The sequence below is a fragment of the Synechococcus sp. O70.2 genome, assembly GCF_047462135.1.
GTDB lineage: Bacteria > Cyanobacteriota > Cyanobacteriia > Thermostichales > Thermostichaceae > Thermostichus.
The window spans coordinates 39,962-58,704 of record NZ_JANSIS010000011.1 but is presented as its reverse complement, the minus strand read 5'-3'; the positions used below and the strand labels follow the sequence as shown (position 1 = coordinate 58,704).

The 18,743-nt window shown below is 60.5% G+C and carries 16 protein-coding genes; 9 read left to right on the top strand and 7 right to left on the bottom strand.

The genetic code is table 11. The annotated features are described in order from the left end of the window. Both NW812_RS10630 and NW812_RS10625 read left to right on the top strand, forming a co-directional pair. A complete protein-coding gene (locus NW812_RS10630) occupies positions 1–312 on the top strand; it encodes a transposase (protein ID WP_414396716.1) in 312 nt (103 codons plus the stop codon). 137 nt (positions 313–449) lie between these two features. After that, entirely contained in the window at positions 450–740 is a 291-nt protein-coding gene (locus tag NW812_RS10625) for a hypothetical protein (RefSeq protein ID WP_414396713.1), read from the top strand. A gap of 72 nt (positions 741–812) precedes the next feature. On the opposite strand, the gene NW812_RS10620 is transcribed toward NW812_RS10625, so the two are convergent. After that, positions 813–929, bottom strand: a complete 117-nt coding sequence (locus NW812_RS10620; RefSeq protein WP_414362630.1) for a photosystem II reaction center protein I — start codon at positions 927–929, stop codon at positions 813–815. A gap of 333 nt (positions 930–1,262) precedes the next feature. On the opposite strand from NW812_RS10620, the gene NW812_RS10615 reads away from it, so the two are divergent. Both NW812_RS10615 and hemB read left to right on the top strand, forming a co-directional pair. Continuing rightward, positions 1,263–2,240: a lysophospholipase gene (locus tag NW812_RS10615; RefSeq protein ID WP_414396710.1), complete on the top strand. Its 978-nt coding sequence runs from the start codon at positions 1,263–1,265 to the stop codon at positions 2,238–2,240. Beyond that, positions 2,237–3,223: a porphobilinogen synthase gene (gene hemB / locus NW812_RS10610; protein ID WP_414396707.1), complete on the top strand. Its 987-nt coding sequence runs from the start codon at positions 2,237–2,239 to the stop codon at positions 3,221–3,223. Before NW812_RS10615 ends, hemB begins: the two co-directional genes overlap by 4 nt. Here hemB and NW812_RS10605 read toward each other — a convergent pair whose 3' ends face one another. Then, positions 3,224–3,781 (bottom strand): hypothetical protein, encoded by a 558-nt coding sequence (locus tag NW812_RS10605; RefSeq protein WP_414396704.1) that lies wholly within the window; start codon positions 3,779–3,781, stop codon positions 3,224–3,226. A gap of 197 nt (positions 3,782–3,978) precedes the next feature. Between NW812_RS10605 and NW812_RS10600 the strand changes: the two genes are divergently transcribed. After that, positions 3,979–4,908: a TIGR01777 family oxidoreductase gene (locus NW812_RS10600; protein WP_414396702.1), complete on the top strand. Its 930-nt coding sequence runs from the start codon at positions 3,979–3,981 to the stop codon at positions 4,906–4,908. Between the two features lie 214 nt (positions 4,909–5,122). On the opposite strand, the gene NW812_RS10595 is transcribed toward NW812_RS10600, so the two are convergent. The 3 genes from NW812_RS10595 to NW812_RS10585 all read right to left on the bottom strand — a co-directional run bounded on the left by NW812_RS10595 (position 5,123) and on the right by NW812_RS10585 (position 11,277). Continuing rightward, positions 5,123–7,912, bottom strand: coding sequence for a cation-translocating P-type ATPase (locus tag NW812_RS10595; protein WP_414396699.1), 2,790 nt, complete (start codon positions 7,910–7,912; stop codon positions 5,123–5,125). A 497-nt stretch (positions 7,913–8,409) separates the two neighbouring features. Then, complete coding sequence (locus NW812_RS10590) at positions 8,410–9,987, bottom strand: serine/threonine-protein kinase (RefSeq protein ID WP_414396697.1); 1,578 nt, start codon at positions 9,985–9,987, stop codon at positions 8,410–8,412. A 72-nt stretch (positions 9,988–10,059) separates the two neighbouring features. Beyond that, on the bottom strand, positions 10,060–11,277 hold the full coding sequence (locus NW812_RS10585) for an HhoA/HhoB/HtrA family serine endopeptidase (protein WP_414396695.1): 1,218 nt from the start codon (positions 11,275–11,277) through the stop codon (positions 10,060–10,062). A gap of 205 nt (positions 11,278–11,482) precedes the next feature. Here NW812_RS10585 and NW812_RS10580 point away from each other — a divergent pair, with 205 nt between their 5' ends. From NW812_RS10580 to glgP, 3 genes are all read left to right on the top strand, one after another. After that, positions 11,483–12,004: a nucleoside deaminase gene (locus NW812_RS10580; protein ID WP_414396719.1), complete on the top strand. Its 522-nt coding sequence runs from the start codon at positions 11,483–11,485 to the stop codon at positions 12,002–12,004. 196 nt (positions 12,005–12,200) lie between these two features. After that, positions 12,201–13,304: a SpoIID/LytB domain-containing protein gene (locus tag NW812_RS10575; RefSeq protein ID WP_414396693.1), complete on the top strand. Its 1,104-nt coding sequence runs from the start codon at positions 12,201–12,203 to the stop codon at positions 13,302–13,304. 291 nt (positions 13,305–13,595) lie between these two features. Further along, positions 13,596–15,797 carry an alpha-glucan family phosphorylase gene (gene glgP, locus NW812_RS10570; RefSeq protein WP_414396690.1) on the top strand — a complete coding sequence of 734 codons (2,202 nt, stop codon included), beginning with the start codon at positions 13,596–13,598 and terminating at the stop codon, positions 15,795–15,797. 75 nt (positions 15,798–15,872) lie between these two features. On the opposite strand, the gene ftsH is transcribed toward glgP, so the two are convergent. Continuing rightward, positions 15,873–17,783: an ATP-dependent zinc metalloprotease FtsH gene (ftsH, locus tag NW812_RS10565; RefSeq protein WP_414396688.1), complete on the bottom strand. Its 1,911-nt coding sequence runs from the start codon at positions 17,781–17,783 to the stop codon at positions 15,873–15,875. Between the two features lie 170 nt (positions 17,784–17,953). Here ftsH and NW812_RS10560 point away from each other — a divergent pair, with 170 nt between their 5' ends. Continuing rightward, complete coding sequence (locus NW812_RS10560; protein WP_414396686.1) at positions 17,954–18,427, top strand: phycobilisome protein; 474 nt, start codon at positions 17,954–17,956, stop codon at positions 18,425–18,427. On the opposite strand, the gene NW812_RS10555 is transcribed toward NW812_RS10560, so the two are convergent. Then, the gene (locus NW812_RS10555) at positions 18,424–18,675 is read right to left on the bottom strand and encodes a ferredoxin-thioredoxin reductase variable chain (protein WP_414396683.1); all 252 of its coding nucleotides are present in this window, start codon (positions 18,673–18,675) and stop codon (positions 18,424–18,426) included. The genes NW812_RS10560 and NW812_RS10555 overlap by 4 nt on opposite strands. Between the last annotated feature and the right edge of the window lie 68 nt (positions 18,676–18,743).

Here is an 18,743-nt window from a genome sequence, read left to right as displayed (position 1 = left end):
ATGGTGCATGGCCAAGCCCGGCACTACATCACCTACAAGGCCGAACGGCTGGGGATGAGAGTAGTGCTCCAAGATGAGCGGTACAGCTCTCAAACCTGTCCTGCTTGCAACAAGAGGAACAAGCCAAAAGGCCGTGGGTATAGGTGCGGGTGCGGGTTTAGGTTCCATCGGGACGGGGTGGGGGCAATCAACCTTCGCAGAACGTATCTGGGCTTAGGCCCAGTAGTTGGGGTTATGGCATCCCCCATAGGGTTGAGGTTTCAGCCTCATGCTCTATGTAGCTCAGCCAGTAGGAGCCATCCTGCTGTCTGAGAAAGAATCCCTGCCCTTTACCCTAGGGCAGGGAGAATGTCAACGCCTGCAGCAGTGGTAGTAGCCCTGGGGGATCGATCCTCATCCCACCCCAGAGCCCAACCGTTTCTTTCATCAATCCGCCTACCTCTGTGCGGGTGGGCGCTTCCACCCCCGCCTTTACGGTACAAGTCAGTGTGCCCGGCGGTGCCCGCTCAACCCAGTTTGTGGAACTGGAAACCTTTAACCCGCTTGGCGCGCGCGTGCAAAGAGAAGCCTTTAGCCCGCAGCAGGTTGGCTGTAGCCCAGGTGCTACTTTCTGTAGCTTCAACACCGACTTCCGGGTTGCTCCTGGCGATCCTGCCGGCGTTTGGCAGTTCCGCATCACCGCCTTTGACCAGCAGAATCGCTCTGGATCCCAAACCCTGCTCATCACAGCGCTGCCGTAGGCAAGCCAGGCCGCCGTGTTGGGTTGAAAGCTACCGCAGCGGGGATGCGTTGGGCACCCTCTCAAGGTTCCCTCACTCCAAATCCCGACGGTTGGGGTTACGGGCCGGATCGTTGCTCAAGAAGCCAAAGACAAACAGCCCGACAAAAAAGATCACCACTGCGTAAACTGAGATTTTCAGTAACAGCATAGTTTCAACAACCCATTTCCAACTAGGCAAAGCTGACAAGCAGTAGAGCAATGCTCAAGGGAAAGGAGAAGCCGTAGCGACGGGATCCCGTCAACTTGAGGCTTGGCAAAACTTCTTCACAGGATCATACCTCCCCAGCGCCTCTTTTTAACCCGAAAACTCTTTCCCCCCTGCTCCCGAAAAAAGCAGAAAGCTTGAACTGACACGGATCCCCGGCAAGAGGTGAAATTGTTAAGAAATATTTTAAAGCGAAAAGCAACATTGCGGTCGCTTAGCGACAGGGGAGTGGGAAGATGGGATCTGCGGCTTTGCCGGCTGGTATCTCATCTGCCTATGCCCTTCGACTTGTCCGGTCATCCAGGTCGCCAGTTAGGCCACTGGGAGGCTCCAGAGGAGCGGTTGCCAAGTCAGACAAGACCTCCGTCGTCTCAAGAGATCTATCGATCCCGGGAACTGCAGCTTTCGGACGGCACCACGGTTTTTCTCCGCCACTGGTCACCGGGATCCCCGCGCGGGCGGGTGTTGCTGTTGCATGGCAAAGGGGATCACAGCGGCGGGTTTGGCCCCTTGGCGGAAGAACTAGTGGCCCGGGGCTGGGAGGTTTTGGCACCTGACATGCGGGGATTTGGACGCTCAGGTGGCATCCGCTGTTGGATCGAGCACTTTAGTCAGTACCAGGCGGATCTAGAGGCAATCGTCGAGCAAGTTTGGCCCCAGCCAGGGATCCTCCAAGTCTGGTGCGGGTACAGCGCAGGGGCCAATTGGGCTACGGAATACGCGCTCGCTCACCCCGACCAAGTGCAGGGGCTGATCCTCATCTCCCCTGCCTTTCGTATCGACCACTATTTCAACCGCTTTACCTGGGGTCTTCTGCAGGTTTTGGACAAGGTTTTGCCCCAGTTGGCCCTGACTGGCCTCTACGAGCCGGTGCGGGTGACTTCCCTACCGGAGCAGCAGGCGGTCTTGGCTGCAGATCCTTACGTGTGTGGCGTTACCCGGGCCCGGTTTACGGCGGAGTTGGTGCGTAGCGGGCAGCGCTGCCTTGAGCAGGCCCACCGCCTGGAGCTGCCGGTTCTGGTGCTCTACACCTCCGCCGATATCGTCGTCAACCCTGCCGGCGCCGTGGAGTTTGCCCGCCGGCTGCCCCAGGGAGAGATCTACGATTTCTCCTGCTCACGCCACGACCTTTTACACGACTGCCAAGCCGAAGCCGTCCAGGAGACTCTCTGCCAGTGGCTGGATCGGCACTTTCCCTGCCGCTTGGGCCCTCGTGGCAAAATAGAGAGGCCCTCTTTCTGCTTGCTCCCATGAGCCTAGACCTAATCTACCGTCCCCGCCGGCTGCGGCGCACTGAGGCCCTTCGCCAACTGGTTCAGGAAACCCACCTGCGGGTGCAGGATCTCATCTACCCGCTGTTTGTTATGGAGGGAGAGAACCAGCGGCAGGAAGTGGAATCCATGCCCGGCTGCTACCGCTACACTCTGGATCTGCTCCTGAAGGAGGTGGAGGAAGCAGCCAACTTGGGGATCCCAGCGGTGGCTCTCTTCCCAGTGGTGCCGGAAGAGAAAAAGGATCCCACGGGGCGGGAGTCCTTTAACCCAGAAGGGTTGATCCAGCGGGCGGTGCGGCGGCTGAAGCAGGAAATCCCCGAGATCCTGGTGATAACGGATGTGGCCTTGGATCCCTACAGCAGCGAGGGCCACGACGGCATCGTGCGGGACGGGGTGATCCTCAACGACGAGACAGTGGAGGTGCTGGTTAAGCAGGCCCTCTCGCAAGCGGAAGCGGGAACCGATATTGTTGCCCCCTCCGACATGATGGACGGTCGCATCGGCGCCATTCGCGAGGCCCTGGACGAGCAAGGCTACACCGACGTGGCCATCCTGGCCTACTCGGCCAAGTATGCCTCTGCCTTCTACGGCCCTTTCCGCGATGCCCTGGGATCTGCGCCCAAGTGGGGGGACAAGAAAACTTATCAGATGGATCCCGCCAACGCCCGCGAGGCCCTCAAAGAAGTGGAGCTGGACGAGGCGGAAGGGGCGGACATGGTGATGGTAAAGCCGGCCTTGGCCTACCTGGACATCATCTATCGGGTTAAGGAAGCAACAAATCTGCCTGTGGCTGCCTACAACGTTAGCGGCGAATACGCCATGATTAAGGCTGCCGAGCAAAAGGGCTGGATCGACGGCAAGAAAGTGATGATGGAATCGCTCTTGGCCATGAAGCGAGCCGGCGCTGACATGATCCTCACCTACTTCGCCAAGGAGGCGGCCCTGCTTTTGCGGCAGTCCTAGCTAAGGCCTTCTAGACAACTGGGGAGATTGTCCAATCCAGGCAAGAGGCGCCTCTTTCTCCGTGTCGGCTACTAGAGCGCTGGGATCCACCAGGCGCACCTGGAGTTGATCCGGCGGCACTCGGTTGAGGCGTTCCTTGATGAGGGCCTGCTGCTGCAAGGGATCCATGCCGCGATCCAACTCCTCCCGCAGTCGCGAGATTCGCGCTGAGAGGACTTCGAGGTTCTGCTCCAAAACCTTTAGACGGTGATGCTGGGCTAGTTGTACAGGCAAAAGGCGGTACAGACCGCTGAGAGCAGCCGCCGTAAACAGGAGATTCACTCCGATGCGACAGAGCAGTTCCCAAGCTTGAGGCTCTGGCCGTCTCCGCAGTCGGGGCGAGGTTCTAGAAGGCCGGACAGGGATCGTCCGTCGGTTGGCAGCTAGCGTTCCCTGCCCCCGCACCCGAGCTAAGGATCCCTGGGAGCGACTGGAAAGGCGCAGTCTAGGCCCAGCAACTTGCTCCACCTGTAGAGGCAAGGAGCGAGCCAGAGTGCGGGAAGCAGACTTGGGTGCCATAAGGAGGTAAAGAGCCGCTGCTGCTACCAGGAAGCGCAGCTAGGGCTTATTGAAGCCGATTTTTCCGAGCATGTCAGGGGCTGGCCCACGACTTTTCTGTCTTTTAGCGCCAACTCAGCGCGGCGGAGGCGGGGTAAACCGCAGACGCGCTAGGCTAGAGGTTCGACAGGGGGAATGCAAGGAGTCGGGATCCGCCTATGCGCATAGCGGTTACTGGTGGGAGTGGCTTTATCGGGCGCCGCTTGGTGGCCCACCTGCTGGAGCGAGGAGATGAGGTGTTGGTTTTGAGCCGCCGCCCTGAGCAGGCCCGCCGCGTTTTGGGAGCCTCCCCCAACCTCAAGCTGCTGGGGTACGATCCCTATCAACCGCAAAGCTGGGCCTCAGCTCTGGAAGGGTACGAGGCAGTTGTCAACTTGGCCGGAGAGCCCCTGGCTTCTTCCCGCTGGACAGAAGCTAAGAAAAGAGAGATCCGCCGCAGCCGCGTGGAGACCACCCAGGCCCTTGTCCAAGCCCTCGCCTCCCTTGGCCAGAAGCCCCAGGTGATGATCAGCAGCTCGGCGGTGGGCTACTACGGATCCCGACCCGAAGGAGAGCCCCTGACGGAGGCAGATCCCCCTGGCCAGGGCTTTTTGGCAGAAGTCTGTCAGGCCTGGGAAGCGGCTGCCCGCCCGGCTGAGGAGCTGGGGATCCGCTTGGCCATCCTGCGCACGGGGATTGTCCTAGGGCCCGATGGAGGAGCCCTGGGTCAAATGCTTGCCCCCTTTCAGTTCTTCCTCGGCGGCCCCATTGGCTCTGGCAAGCAGTGGGTCTCCTGGATCCACCGCGACGACTGGGTGAGTCTAGTCTGCTTCCTGCTGCAGCAGGGATCCGGCGTCTTCAACGCCACTGCCCCCAACCCAGTGCCAATGGAAGAGTTCTGCCGCACGTTGGGGCAAGTTTTGGCCCGCCCCTCGTGGCTGCCAGTGCCAGCCCTAGCCTTAGAACTGCTGCTGGGCGAAGCAGCTCAGGTGGTTCTAACGGGGCAGAAGGTGATCCCCCAAGCCGCGCTGCAGCTGGGGTTCACCTTCCAATATCCCCACCTCAAAGAAGCCTTGCGGCAACTCCTCATCCCCCAGGGCAACCGCTAAGTGCAGTCGAAGATGGCCAAACCCACCACTGCTCCAGCAGCGGAGAATTGTGGGGAAGCTCCTTTGGATCCCTGCGGGCAAAAATCCAGACACCGCTGCGCCCTCCGAAAGGCCTCTCGGATATAGAAGCGGCGTTTAGCTTTTCCCCAACAGGGATCCCGCCAAGCCTGCTGAAGGCACCCCCTTGGTCTCCTCTGGAGTTGGAAAGAGCCAGCTAGCGGGAGCGGGCCAGCGAAGCGCCTTCCGGATCCACCCGGTTGGCCAGCGCTGCCACCCCAATCATTGGCAGGCTCACCACCAGGCAGAAGCCCCACTGCTCCCAAGCTAGCGGTGCCGTGTCGAAGAGAGCGTTGAACAGGCTCCATTGGCTGAAGAGGATCTGCAGCAGGATGGCCGCTCCAATGCCGATGGTGATAGCCGCCACATCCATTAGGCGTTCGTGGCGTTCCAACTGGCTGGCGCGCCCGCGGCCCAACAGGGTAGGAATAGCCTGGCTGAGGCTGAGCAAGTAGAAGATGCGCCCAATCACCAGCGTCTGAATGGCCATGCTGCGGGCCAGGTTGAGGTTGCCGGTGGTTTGTTCGATGTATTCAAAAACCCCGAAGATCAAGAGCCAGTTAAAGGCTGAAACCAGCAGAATGCGTTGCAGCAGCCGGGGAGAAAGCAAATTGGCGTCGGGATCCCGCGGTGGTTGGGTCATCTCCCGCCCCGTGCTGGGCTCAAAGGAGAGGGGCACTGTCATGGTGATGGAGTTGATCATGTTGAGCCACAACACCTGGATGGCCAAAATGGGCAGCTCGCGGTTGAGGAGGACGCTGAGGAGAAGGGTCATTGACTCCCCTCCGTTCACCGGCAGGATGAAGGCGATGGCCTTGAGCAGGTTGTTGTAAACGGTGCGCCCCTCTTCGACGGCGGCCTCGATGGAGGCAAAGTTGTCATTGGTCAAGATCATGTCGGCGGCGGCTTTGGCCACTTCGGTGCCACCCCTTCCCATGGCGATCCCCACGTCCGCCTGCTTCAAGGCCGGGGCGTCGTTAACTCCATCGCCAGTCATGGCCACGATATGGCCCTGCGACTGCAGAGCTTCCACCAGGCGCAGCTTTTGCTCCGGGGCCACCCGCGCAAAGACGGATCCCTCGTTGGCGGCGGTAACAAACTCCTCTGGGCCGAGCTGCTCCAGATCCCGGCCGCTGTAGGCTTTTACCGGTTTGCCACCCCCCAGGCCCATCTGCTCGGCAATGGCTTGGGCGGTGAGCACATGGTCGCCGGTAATCATCTTCACCTGGATCCCGGCACTCTGGCAGGCGCGCACGGCGGCAATGGCCTCTGGCCGCGGCGGGTCAATCATCCCCTGCAAGCCCAAGAAAATCAGCCCTTCCTCTAGATCTGAGTGATCCACCTGAGTTTGGCTGCCGGGGACGGTTTTTTGGGCAAAGGCCAGAACTCGCAGCCCCTGCCGCGCCAAGGCCTCCACCTGCTGGCGAATCGGCTCTGCTTCCAAGGGCTGGATCTCCCCTTGGGATCCCATCTGGCTGCAGCAGCGCGGCAAGAGAGCTTCTGCGGATCCCTTGACGTAAATGCAATGCTCCTCCGGCCCCAATCTGTGTAAGGTAGCCATGTACTGAAACTGGGATTCAAAGGGGAGGGTATCTAGGCGAGGGCGGCAGCGCTGCAGATCTTCTCGATTCAAGCCCCCTTTCTGAGCCGCCACAAGCAGAGCCGCCTCGGTCGGATCCCCTACAACTTCCCACTGGCCCTTGTCCTTGGGTTGGAGGCGGGTGTCGTTGCAGAGGCAGCCAGCTACGAGGCAAGCCTCAAGAGCAGGCAATTGATGGATTTCGATGGGGGAATCAGCCGCCGGGGACAGGATCTGGCCCTGGGGGCTGTAGCCGCTGCCGGTAACCCGGTAGAGCTGGGATCCGGCGTAGATGGCCTGCACCGTCATCTGGTTTTCTGTAAGGGTGCCGGTTTTGTCCGAGCAAATCACCGTGGCGCTGCCTAGAGTTTCTACCGCCGGCAACTTGCGGATAATCGCATGGCGTCGGGCCATACGGGAAACCCCAATGGCCAGGGTTACGGTAACTACTGCCGGCAACCCTTCGGGGATAGCACTCACCGCCAGCGCCACCGCCGCCTCAAAGACACTCGCTGCCGCCTGGCCCTGCACCAGCCCCACCAGGAAAGTAAGCGCAGCCAAGGTGAGGATAATTTTCAGCAAAGTCAGGCTGAACGCCTCAAACTTACGTGTCAGGGGAGTTTGCAGGGATCCCCCTTCCTCGATCAGCTTGGAGATGCGGCCTGTTTGGGTCTGGTTACCGATGGCCACCACCACCCCCGCCCCTTGGCCAAAGGTCACGAAGCTGCCGGCGTAGGCCATGTTCTGGCGCTCGGCCAACGGCGTGTCTTCGGGGAGGGATCCCAGCCGTTTTTCCACCGGCACCGATTCTCCCGTGAGGGCCGATTCGTCCACCCGCAAGTTGCGCACGCTCACCAGGCGCAGGTCAGCGGGCACTCGGTCTCCCGAGCTCAAGAGCACCACATCCCCCGGCACCAGCTCCCGTGAGGGCACCCGCACTTTCTGCCCCTCCCGCATCACGGTGACTTCGGTGGCCACCGACTTGGCCAGGGCAGCAATGGCCTCCTCCGCTTTGGACTCTTGGATGTAGCTGATGAGGGCGTTGATCACCACCACCGCCCAGATCACGATGGCGTTGCGCCAGGATCCCAGGAACGCCTTGATTGCCCCGGCCACCAGCAGGATGTAGAGCAGCGACTGGTTAAACTGCTGCAGGAACTTAAGCCAGGCCGGGGTAGCTGCCTTGGCCTTCAGCTCATTGGGGCCATATTGCTGCTGCCGCCGGGCCACCTCGGCTTGAGAGAGGCCCTTTTCCAACAGCCCTGCCAAAGACAGCTCCTCTCCGAAAAGTTTCTGGATGGCTTGCTCCTCTGGCAGAGCATGCCAGGCAATGACCGAGAGCGGCTCGGGAGATGAAGATCTTGCCATGATCGGTGAGCCACCACAACACAACAGTAGGAGGGGCTTCCCGCCCTTCTCTCTGACAGCCTAGCGGATGCCGTCTGCCCCTTCCCAGCAAGACGCTCCCCAAGCGGCTCTCTCCAACCCTGAGGCAAGCGTCAAGCGCAGCCTCTTGGCCGCCCCTGGAGGATGGGTGGAGGTGGACAAGTGGGTGTGGAACACCCCCGCTATCCCAATGTGTTTGCTTTGGGGGATGCCTCTTCCCTGCCGACTTCCAAAACGGCAGCCGCAGTCCGCAAGCAGGCGCCGGTGCTAGCGGAAGACCTCTCAGCAGCCATGCAGTCTAAGCCCCTGCCAGCTTGCCATGACAGCTACACCTGCTGTCCCCTGACCATAGCAGAGTTTGCCTACAACGGGAAGCTGGCCCTCTCATTTCCTCTAGCGGGAGCGCTACTCCATGTAGCTAGCCAAAGTGCACCTGTTGCCTTACCCCCCAGCCCTTCTCCCCAAGAGGGATGCTCTATTTACAGGCAAGCTTTGAACTTTTTCAGCACCGCTCGATCTAGCATCAGTAGGGCCGTGCGCACTCCTCCTGAGTAGCCCCAGAAAAAGCCCACTGGCAGATGGCCCTCGGGCGCTTCCAGGTTGGTTTTAAGCTCCTCGTACCCCAGCCAGCGGCCCTGCACCCACCAGCCGACTCTTTCTCCCATGCACTCTTCGCGGGGCAAGGCGGAGAAAGATCTCGAACGAAGCCCTCCTCTTCCCTCCGAGTCACACTCCTGCCAGAGCTGCTTCTGGACAGTAAAGCCAAAGTGCCCATGGCTGGCCTGCATCCAGAGTTGGTCGATGAGCCGCAACATGGGGCAGGGGAAAGCCTCAACATCCTTGGGGTCGAAAAAGCCTACCTGGGAGCGCCCACTGAGTTTGAGCATCAAAGCCGTCGTCCACCGATCGGCTTCCCCCCACTGGCCGGCCCGCAGCCGATCCCACAGCCCTTGCAGGGCAGGCGCCGCTTCTCCCACCCAGTCTGGCCAGGGGAGAGTTGCAGGCAGGGATCCCTCTCGAGAGACCTCAGGGAAAATCAGGGCTCTGGATCCCGCCTCCCCTTTTGTTGGGGCAGGGGTGGGGGGTGCCACCATTTGCTCCAGCTCTTCTGCGGAGTGGTTGGCCAGGAGCTGCTCCAGCTCATCTTGGGGTCGCTGCTGGGCCAGAAGCTGTTCCAGTTCCCGCAGTTCTTGGGTGCGGATGGCAGGCTCAAAGGTAGCTGGTTGCTTCTCTTGCAGGGCTGACTCTGCCGGCAGCAGGGCCAGCCACTCAGCTACCGTTTGCGGGCGGTCTTCGGGGTGGAGGGCCATCCCTTTGAGGATAGCAGCCTCCACATCTTCAGGAATGCTGGGGTTGAGGCGGCGGGGAGGATCCAACTGCCGACCTGTGGCCCGCACCGGCGCACAGAGGGGCACCATCCCCGTCAGCATGGTGTAGAGGGTAGCAGCCAAGGCATAGACATCGGTAAAAGCCCCGCGGCGGCGCAGGCTGTCGTACTGCTCCAGGGGAGCATAGCCATCGGTGCCGTAGGAGGTGTGGCGTTGGATGAGCCCCTGCCTATAAGTCCGCGCTAGCCCAAAGTCGATCAACACCGCCTGTCCGGATCCCTCCCGCACCAAGATGTTGGCGGGCTTTACATCGCGGTGCAGGATCCCCTGTTCGTGCAAGCACATGAGGGCAGATCCCACCTCCCGCGTCAGGCGCAGAGCCTCTGGCAGGGGCAACGGCCCCTTTTGCTGCAAAAGCTGGTGCAGCGTCTGGCCGCGAACGTACTCCATCACAATGCACCAACAATCCCGCTCCCAAATGACCTCCTCCACCTTCACCACGTGGGGGTGACGGCAGCGGGCCAGTTGCAGCGCCTCGTTCATGAAGTTTTGTTGAAAGCGAGGATAGTCTGGATCCTTGCGGAGGCTGTCGCTCAAGACCTTGATAACCACCTGCTCGGCGCGAACGCTATCCCAGGCCCGGTAGGTGATGCCGAAGCCCCCTTCCCCCAAAACAGCCTCGATGCGGTAGCACCCCCCCTGCAATGTTTCGCCAACTGCCCAAGCCATGCGCACCCCTCTTCCCCGCTCCTAGAGTCATTCTGTTACGGGGATCAATGACTTGAGGGCTTGGAAAGCTCCCTAGAAGTCTGGGGGCAGCACCCCCGTTTTCACCTGGAAGATGCGCACTTGTCCATCGCGGATGACCCGCAGCGTCAGGGTCTTGCCCACGCCGGCGGCATCCACCAACTGCTGCACCTGCTCGGCGTCGCGAATAGGTCGGCCGTCGATCTCGACAATGACATCCCCTTTGCGCAGGCCAACTTGCTCAGCCGGCGAGCCCGGAACCACCTCCCCAATCAACACCCCTTCCTGCACCGTCAGCGGGCTGAGCCGCGCTGGGTCGCGGTTGAGGCGGGCTACCAAATCGGGGTTGAGGGTAATCATGCGAATACCCAGGAAGGCGTGCTCCACCCGGCCGTCGCGGATCAGCCGCTCGGCAATTTCCATGGCGCGGTTGATGGGAATGGCAAAGCCAACACCCTGAGCCCGCTGGAAAATGGCCGTATTCACCCCAATAACCCGACCTTCCGCATCCAGCAAGGGACCGCCAGAGTTGCCAGGGTTGATGGCAGCGTCGGTTTGCAGGAAGGTCACCCGCTTGTTGGCAGCCCCGATTTGCCCAGAGGAGCGTCCGACGGCACTGATGATCCCCACCGTTACCGTGTTGTCCAGGCCCAGTGGGTTGCCAATGGCAATGGCCCAGTCTCCTGGCCGCACCTGGTCAGAGTTGCCCAGGGTCACCGTGGGCAGATTTTCTCCCTCGATCTGGATCACCGCGATGTCGGTCACCGGGTCTGAGCCTTTGACTTTCCCTTCAAAGGTGCGCCCATCGAGCAGATGCACCCTAACCCGCTCGCTACCCTCCACCACGTGGGCATTGGTGAGGATCAGGCCGTCGGCGTCGATGATGAATCCGGATCCGGTGCCTTCCTGCTGGAACTCTTGCGGCAGTTGCGGGAAGAAGTGGCGGAACAGGGGATGGTTAAACAGCTCAGGATCAAGGGGGTTGGCCACGGTGCGGGTGGCGTCGATGCGCACCACTGCCGGCCCCACCTTTTGGGCAACCGCGGCAATAAAATTGGAGGGCCGGACGGCGTCAGCAGGAGCAGCAGAATCGGCAGCCTCGGGGCGGGGCAGAAGGGATCCCACCCCCTCACTGGTCCGCTGCGACCAAGAGGCAAGGGGAGTTTGCTGCAGCCACTCCTGCCCCCTTGGCGACGACAGCCAAACTCCGTAGGCGAGGCCGCCGCTAAACAAAGCCATTGCCAGAAGTGTTTGCCGTAAAAGCCGCGCCATGATCCCTCCCACCGCTAAGCCCTATTGCCAAGAAAACGAATGCAAGCATGAGGAAGGCCTAGACCCAATCCGCTGACTAAGGCCAGCTTGGTTAACCCCGCCTCTATACCCTATCCTACCTGGCCCCCCGTTACCCTTTAGATGGGTGAGAGCCCTGTGCTCAACTTAGCAAATCTAGCAGGCAACAGCAGTGCTCAAACGCTCAATGACGATCGGCAATTTGGGCAAGATCCCCTCTTTTTTGCCCCAGGAGCGGGATCCGTGGCAGCGCCACCGCGCCTGGATGCAGTTAGCTCTAGAAGAAGCTAGGCAAGCGGGGGAGGCGGGCGAGGTGCCCGTGGCAGCTCTGGTGGTCGGGCCAGGGGAAGAGTTGCTGGCCCTGAGCGGCAACCGGCGGGAGCGGGATCGGGATCCCACGGCCCACGCGGAGATTTTGGCCCTGCGGCAGGCGGGGCAGCGCCTGGGCGATTGGCAGTTGCAGGGCTGTCGGCTGTACGTGACCCTGGAGCCCTGCCCCATGTGTGCGGGGGCGATCAGCCAATCGCGGCTGGCCCAGGTGATCTACGGTGCTGACGATCCCAAGGCCGGCGCACTGCGCAGTGTGCTCAACTTGCCTGCTTCTGCTGCCAGCTTCCATTGCCCAGAAGTCATCGGGGGGGTCTGCGAGGCTGAGTGTCGTCGTCTATTGCAGGAGTGGTTTAGCCGCCGGCGGGGGAGCTCTTGGTGAGGAGCGAGAACCCAAGAAGGTGCCTCTACAGGCAGTTTTTGATATATCGTCATAACGGGTTGGCCAGCCTTGCGGGCAATCGGGAGGTTTTCTGCTTCCAAGTAGTCTCGTGCGGAGGATAGGGGCTGTGCCTGAAAAGCAGTTTTCTGCTCCACTAGCTCGGCTAGCTGGCTTTCTGGTTTGGGCTTGGCTTTGCTTGACCTTCCCAGTTCAGGCGCGGGTGCTGCTGCGGGTGGGCATTGCCGTCAACAAGCCACAGGTTAGGCTTGGCAGCTCTACTCCGGCCCGTCTCCTAAACCCCCAAGGCCAGCTGCTAGCTGAGATCCCGGCCATGCAGCCCCTTCAGGCCATTCGGGTAGGCTCAGCAGTAAGCGTAGCTGGTCACCAGGCAGAGCGCCTCTATCTCCAGCCTACGGAGCCGGAGGGGCTGGTGTTCATTGACCAGAACTGGTACCGCGGCTGGGCAGAGCTGGTCCCCGGCGAGAGGGGAGTGATCGCCATCAATCAAGTGGGTTTGGAGGACTACGTTTCCAGCGTGGTGGGCAGCGAGATGGGTCACCGTTTCCCGATGGAGGCCCTCAAAGCCCAAGCCGTGGCCTCCCGCACCTATGCCCTCTACCATCGCAGTCGCCGTTCTCACCAGCCTTTTGACATCGGAAATGGCGTCGATTGGCAGGTCTACAAGGGGGTGGCGGCTGAATCCAACCGCACCCAAGCGGCGGCCCGCGAGACGGCTGGGCAGGTTCTCGTCCACCAGGGGCAGTTGATCAATGCCGTTTTCCACTCCTCTAGTGGGGGGCACACAGACGATGCCGGCAATGTTTGGCTGGAGTCGCGGCCCTACTTGCAGGGAGTGCCCGACTTCGATCACCACTCGCCCGTGTTTAGCTGGACGGCCACCATTCCTGCTCACCAGATCCAGCAGTTGGCCGACGGGATCGGTGCCATCCGCTCCATCGAGATCCTGCGCAGCTCCCCTTGGGGACGGGCCATTACCCTGCGCCTAGTGGGATCCCAGGGCAGTAAAGACATCAGGGGTAACGAGTTTCGCAAGGCCCTGGGGTTGCGCAGCACGATGATCACCATCAGCCCGCGTGGGGAGACAGCCACCACCGCCAGCCTGACTCCTGCTAGGGCAAGCTTCCCTGCTTTCTTCGAGATCCAAGGGCGCGGCTACGGGCACGGAGTGGGCATGAGCCAGTGGGGAGCTGCCGCCCTGGCTAGCCAAAACTACTCCTACCAACAGATCCTCAGCCACTACTACCGCAACACCAGCTTGGCCGTGGTGGAGGGACGCTAGGTTCAGTGGGAGCTCCTATCGAAAGAACTCATTGGGTAGCGAAGGCAGCTAAAGCTTTTCCGAGCTTGTGGCAATTACCCTCTGTTAACCGGATGCAGCGCCATCTCTCCAGACGGGCCGAAGACTGGCCAGTGGCCCTCTTTGAGGTTGAAAGCTGAGCTGCTGGGATAATAAAGGCTGAGGAAATCTGGCTTGGAGCTACTGCAGGTTGTAGAGATCCTGCTGAATCTAAAATCAGTTAGAAACGCTTACCAAGTACAATCAAACTCCGCCGCCCCAGGTATCTATCCTATGTCCCTTGCTGCTCTAGCCTCTGCTTTTCCCGAACGTTGCCCGGCCCTGCCGCCGGCGCTTGCCCCTTTGTGCGAGATTGCCCGCAACTACTGGTGGACTTGGAACCCGGATCACCTCACCATTTTCCGGGAAATGGATCCCGCCCTCTGGGAAAAAACCTCCCACAATCCAGTGCGCATGCTGGAGGAGGTTTCTTACTTGCGCTTGGCGGCCTTGGCCACCGATGTCAACTATCTCAACACCCTCAATCGGATGGTGCAAGCCTATCGCAAGTACATGGCAGCTGAGGATACCTGGGCCAAGCGCACCATGAAAACCTACGACTGGCAGCGCCCTATTGCCTATTTCTGCGCTGAGTACGGTCTACACGAGTCCTTGCCGATCTACTCCGGTGGCCTGGGCATGCTGGCCGCCGATCACCTCAAATCCGCCTCCGATCTAGGGGTGCCGATGGTGGGCGTGGGGTTGCTCTACCGCCAAGGCTATTTTCAGCAGCGCCTGGACATCAGCGGCTGGCAAGGGGAGCTCTACGAAGACTGTGAGGTTGACTCCCTGCCCCTAACGCTAGTGCGGCGGCCAGATGGCAGCCCCCTACTGGTGGAGCTGTCAATGCGGCAGCGGTTGGTCAAGGTGCGCGCCTGGCGGGTCGATGTGGGCCGGGTTCCCCTTTTCCTCTTAGACACTAACCTGCCGGAGAACGATCCTATTGACCGCTGGATCACCGCCCACCTCTATGGCGGGGGCACCGACACGCGCCTTGCCCAGGAGTGCGTCCTCGGCATTGGCGGGGTACGGCTGCTGCGCCAGCTGGGCTTGGATCCCATGGTCTACCACATGAACGAGGGGCATTCCGCCTTCCTAACCCTGGAGCTGCTGCGGGAGGAGGTGGCGCGGGGCACGCCCTTTGAGGCAGCAGAGGCCAAGGTGCGCGAGAAATGTGTGTTCACCACTCACACACCGGTGCCGGCTGGCCACGATGCCTTCAGCCCCAGCGAGATGGATGCGTTCTTTGCCTCTTTCTGGCCGCAACTAGGCCTGACGCGGGAGCAGTTTTTGGCTCTGGGAGCGCGGCGCGGCGGGGATCCCTGGGAGCCCTTCAACATGACGGTGCTGGCTTTGCGCTACGCACGTGCGGCCAACGGAGTAAGCCAGTTGCATGGTCGGGTCTCACGCCAGATGTGGCATGTGCTCTACCCAGAGCGCTCCGTGGATGAGGTGCCCATTGGCTCCATTACCAATGGGGTTCACGCCCGCACCTGGGTTGCTCCTCTTTTCTGGAACCTCTACAACCAATACCTAGGTCCCGACTGGCCCGAGCGGGTATCCGACCCGGAGCTGTGGGCCAAAGTAGAGGAAATACCTGATGAGGAACTGTGGCGGTGCAAAGAAGCCCTGCGGGAGCGGCTGGTGGCTTTTACCCGTCACCGGGTGTTGCGGGCGCGGCGCAGCCGCGGAGAGAGCAACGAGCGCATCCAGGCTGTCAACCAGTTGCTGGATCCCAAGATCCTGACGATTGGGTTTGCCCGGCGCTTTAGCACCTACAAGCGAGGAGACCTCATCTTGCGGAATTTGGAGCGGGTTACCCGCATCTTCACCAACAAAGAATACCCTGTGCAAATTATCTTTGCTGGCAAGGCTCACCCGCGAGATGAAGAGGGTAAGCGCCTCATCCAACGGGTGGTCGAGTGGTCAAATCGGCCTGAGGTGGCCCACAGGGTTGCCTTTATTGAAAATTACGATGCCTACGTCAGCCGCAACTTGATCCAAGGGGTGGATCTGTGGCTAAACACCCCGCGGCGCCCTCTTGAAGCCTCGGGCACCTCTGGGCAAAAGGTGGGCTTCAACGGCGGGCTCAACCTCTCGGTTTTGGATGGGTGGTGGCCTGAGGGCTACAACGGTCGCAACGGCTGGGCCATTGGACAAGCCATTGAAGGCCTAGATCCCGCCATCCAAGATGAACTGGATGCCAACTCCCTCTACGATGTGTTGGAGTACGAGATCATCCCCATGTTCTACGAGCGGGATGAAAAGGGGATCCCGCGCCGCTGGGTTGCCCGCATGAAGGAGGCGATCCGCACGCTCAACCCGGTTTTCAACACCGACCGCATGGTGGCCGAATACGTGGTGAAGATGTACGAGCCTCGAGCCACCGAAACAGAGGTGAGCCACCTCTTGTCGGGCTCGGCTGTTGTCGACTAAGGCAGCCTCCTCGAAAAACTTGAGATCCCTGCCTGGAAAGCAGGGATCCCCCACCTCGCCTCCAGCGAGAGAGACCTAAGCGTTGACGTTGAGGGCCACTGGCAAGCTCACTGGCTCCTCCTCAGATGGCAGCATCACCACTTCAGAGCTCTCGATGATTGCCTGTAGCTCTTCCCCGTCGATGGTTTCCGCCTCCACCAGGCGACGGGCAATGCGATCCAAGAGAGCGCGGTTCTCCCGGATGAGATAGGTAGCCCGCTGGTAGGCTTCGTTGACTAGACGCCGCACTTCCTCGTCGATAAGGGCTGCTGTCTCTTCGGAGAAGTCCCGCTCGGCAGCAATCTCGCGACCTAGGAAGATGTTGGCGTACTGGCGGCCTAGGGCCACATTGCCTAGGCGGTCGCTCATGCCAAAGCGAGTCACCATGTTGCGGGCAATACGGGCTACCTGCTGCAGGTCGCTGGCTGCCCCCGTAGTCACCTCCGCCTCGCCGTAAACCACCTCTTCGGCCACCCGTCCGCCTAGGGCGACAGTCATCATGTTTTTGAGATGAGCACGGCTAGTCAGGCCCATGTCGTCATCGTTGGGCACAAACCAGGTAAGGCCGCTCGCCTGGCCGCGAGGGATGATGGTGACCTTTTGGATGGGATCGTAGTTGGGCAAGAGGGCTCCCACCAGGGCGTGGCCCGCCTCGTGGTAGGCCACCAGCTCCTTGCGCCGCTCGCTCATGAGGCGATCCTTCTTCTCTGGGCCAGCCAGCACTCGATCCACCGCGTCGTTGATCTCGTCCATCGAGATCTCCGTGAGGTTGCGGCGGGCCGCCAAGATGGCTGCCTCGTTGAGCAGGTTGGCCAGATCTGCCCCCGTAAACCCAGGGGTACGGCGGGCTAACTTCTCCAAATCCACATCGGCGGCCAGGGTTTTGCCACGGGCATGCACCTTGAGGATCTCCAGGCGGCCTTGGAAGTCAGGGCGGTCCACCGTTACTTGGCGGTCAAAGCGCCCCGGTCGCAGCAGCGCTGCATCCAACACATCGGGTCGGTTGGTAGCTGCAATAACAATGACACCGGAGTTGCCCTCAAAGCCATCCATCTCGGTCAGCAGCTGGTTGAGAGTTTGCTCCCGCTCGTCGTTGCCACCTCCCAAACCCGCTCCCCGCTGCCGACCAACGGCATCGATCTCGTCGATAAAGACAATGCAGGGGGCATTTTGCTTAGCTTGCTCGAATAGATCCCGCACGCGCGAGGCCCCTACCCCCACAAACATCTCCACAAACTCGGAGCCAGAGATGGAGAAGAAAGGCACCCCTGCCTCCCCAGCCACAGCGCGCGCCAAGAGAGTTTTGCCGGTGCCTGGGGGGCCGACCAGCAACACCCCTCGCGGGATCCTCGCCCCGAGAGCGTTGTAGCGCTCAGGGTTTTTCAAGAAGTCTACCACCTCCGCCAGCTCCAGCTTGGCCTGGTCTACACCTGCCACATCGTTGAAGGTAACTTGGGTTTTCGGCTCCATCTGCACCCGCGCCCTCGACTTGCCGAAGTTAAGCGCTTGACTGCCAGGGCCATTCTGGGCTCGCCGTAGCAGGAAAAACAAACCCAGCAGCAGCAAAACAGGTAGAAGGAAGGTGCTAAAGATGCGCCCCAGCAAACCCTCATCCTGAACAGGGCGCACTGCCAGTTCTACTCCTTTGGCAAGCAAGGTGTTCTCAAAGTCGGGAGTGAGGGGGGGCAGATTGACCTGCACTCGAGTGGCGCGGCTGTTGATCTCCGCGTCAGCAATGGCAATTTGGCGGCCATCAGGAGTAACCTCAACCAAAACCTTGCTGACCTCGCCCCGCTCTACGCGGCTCATGAGATCCGAGTAGCTGATCTCCAGGCGCTCAGCCGGGCGGGTGCCGAAGAAGGTTGTGGCCAGCGAGATCAAGACGATGGCCAGCAAGGCATACAAGCCGGCACTCCTCCATTTTTTGTTTTTACTTTTCTGACTCACGGAAGTGTTTCCTCCCAAAGGGTGCTTTCTATCCAATGGTGCCTGGGCCCACTGGCAGACTATTAACTAATATTAACCTAGCTGAGAAGCCAGCGGAAATCAAATGGCACACCTTCTGCCGCTAGGCTTAAAAGCAAGCGAATGCCCTCCTGTATTCCTCTGGTATCCCGATGCTGACCCAACTGCGCCAATTGAGCCTGGCCGCCGACGGACGCTATCTCCGAGATGAGGAGATGCAGTTCATGGAGGCCTACCTAGCTTCTTTTGAGTTGCGGCTAAGCGCCTACCGCAAAATTCAAGCGGCGGAAGCCCAGATTGTCGGCGAGGTGGAGGCCAAGCTGCGCGCCTTGGATCCCTACTTGCTCATGCGGGGGATAGAGGACTTCAGCAACAAGTGGAAGGCAGACACAGTGCGGGTTTTGCGTCTTTCCGCTTTGGCCATGCTTTTGGACGATGAGCAGCGCTACAAGGAGCGATTCCTCTACTGGTTTCAGACCTTGATGCGGGCCTTTCGCACGCAGCGCAGTTGCGAGGCCACCTACCGCCTTCTGCAGGAGGTGATTGCCAAGTACCTTACCCCGGCGGAGTTTGCCTTAATCCAGCCAATTCTGGAAACCAACCGCACCCTGCTAGGTCTCTCCTAGGCAGGAGTTTCCGGCAAGGGGGCCGCCTCGATCAGCTCCAGTTCCTCCGCCTGCAGATGGGCGCGGAACTTGTTACCAAACTGCACCTGAAAGGGAAAGTTGGCGCTGACAGGGCGGCCATTCCAGTCCCGGATGACAGCTATTACTTCTCCCTCCATGCCCTTGAGGTCAAACGGTTGATTGCGATGTTCCGGGTGGTGATAGACAATCACGCTGGCGCGCACCCGTACTCGATCTCCAACTTTCATCCTTTGCTCTCCCGAAGAGGCAATTGTTCTGGAAATACTCTACCTCGATCCCTAACAAAGGCTGCAGA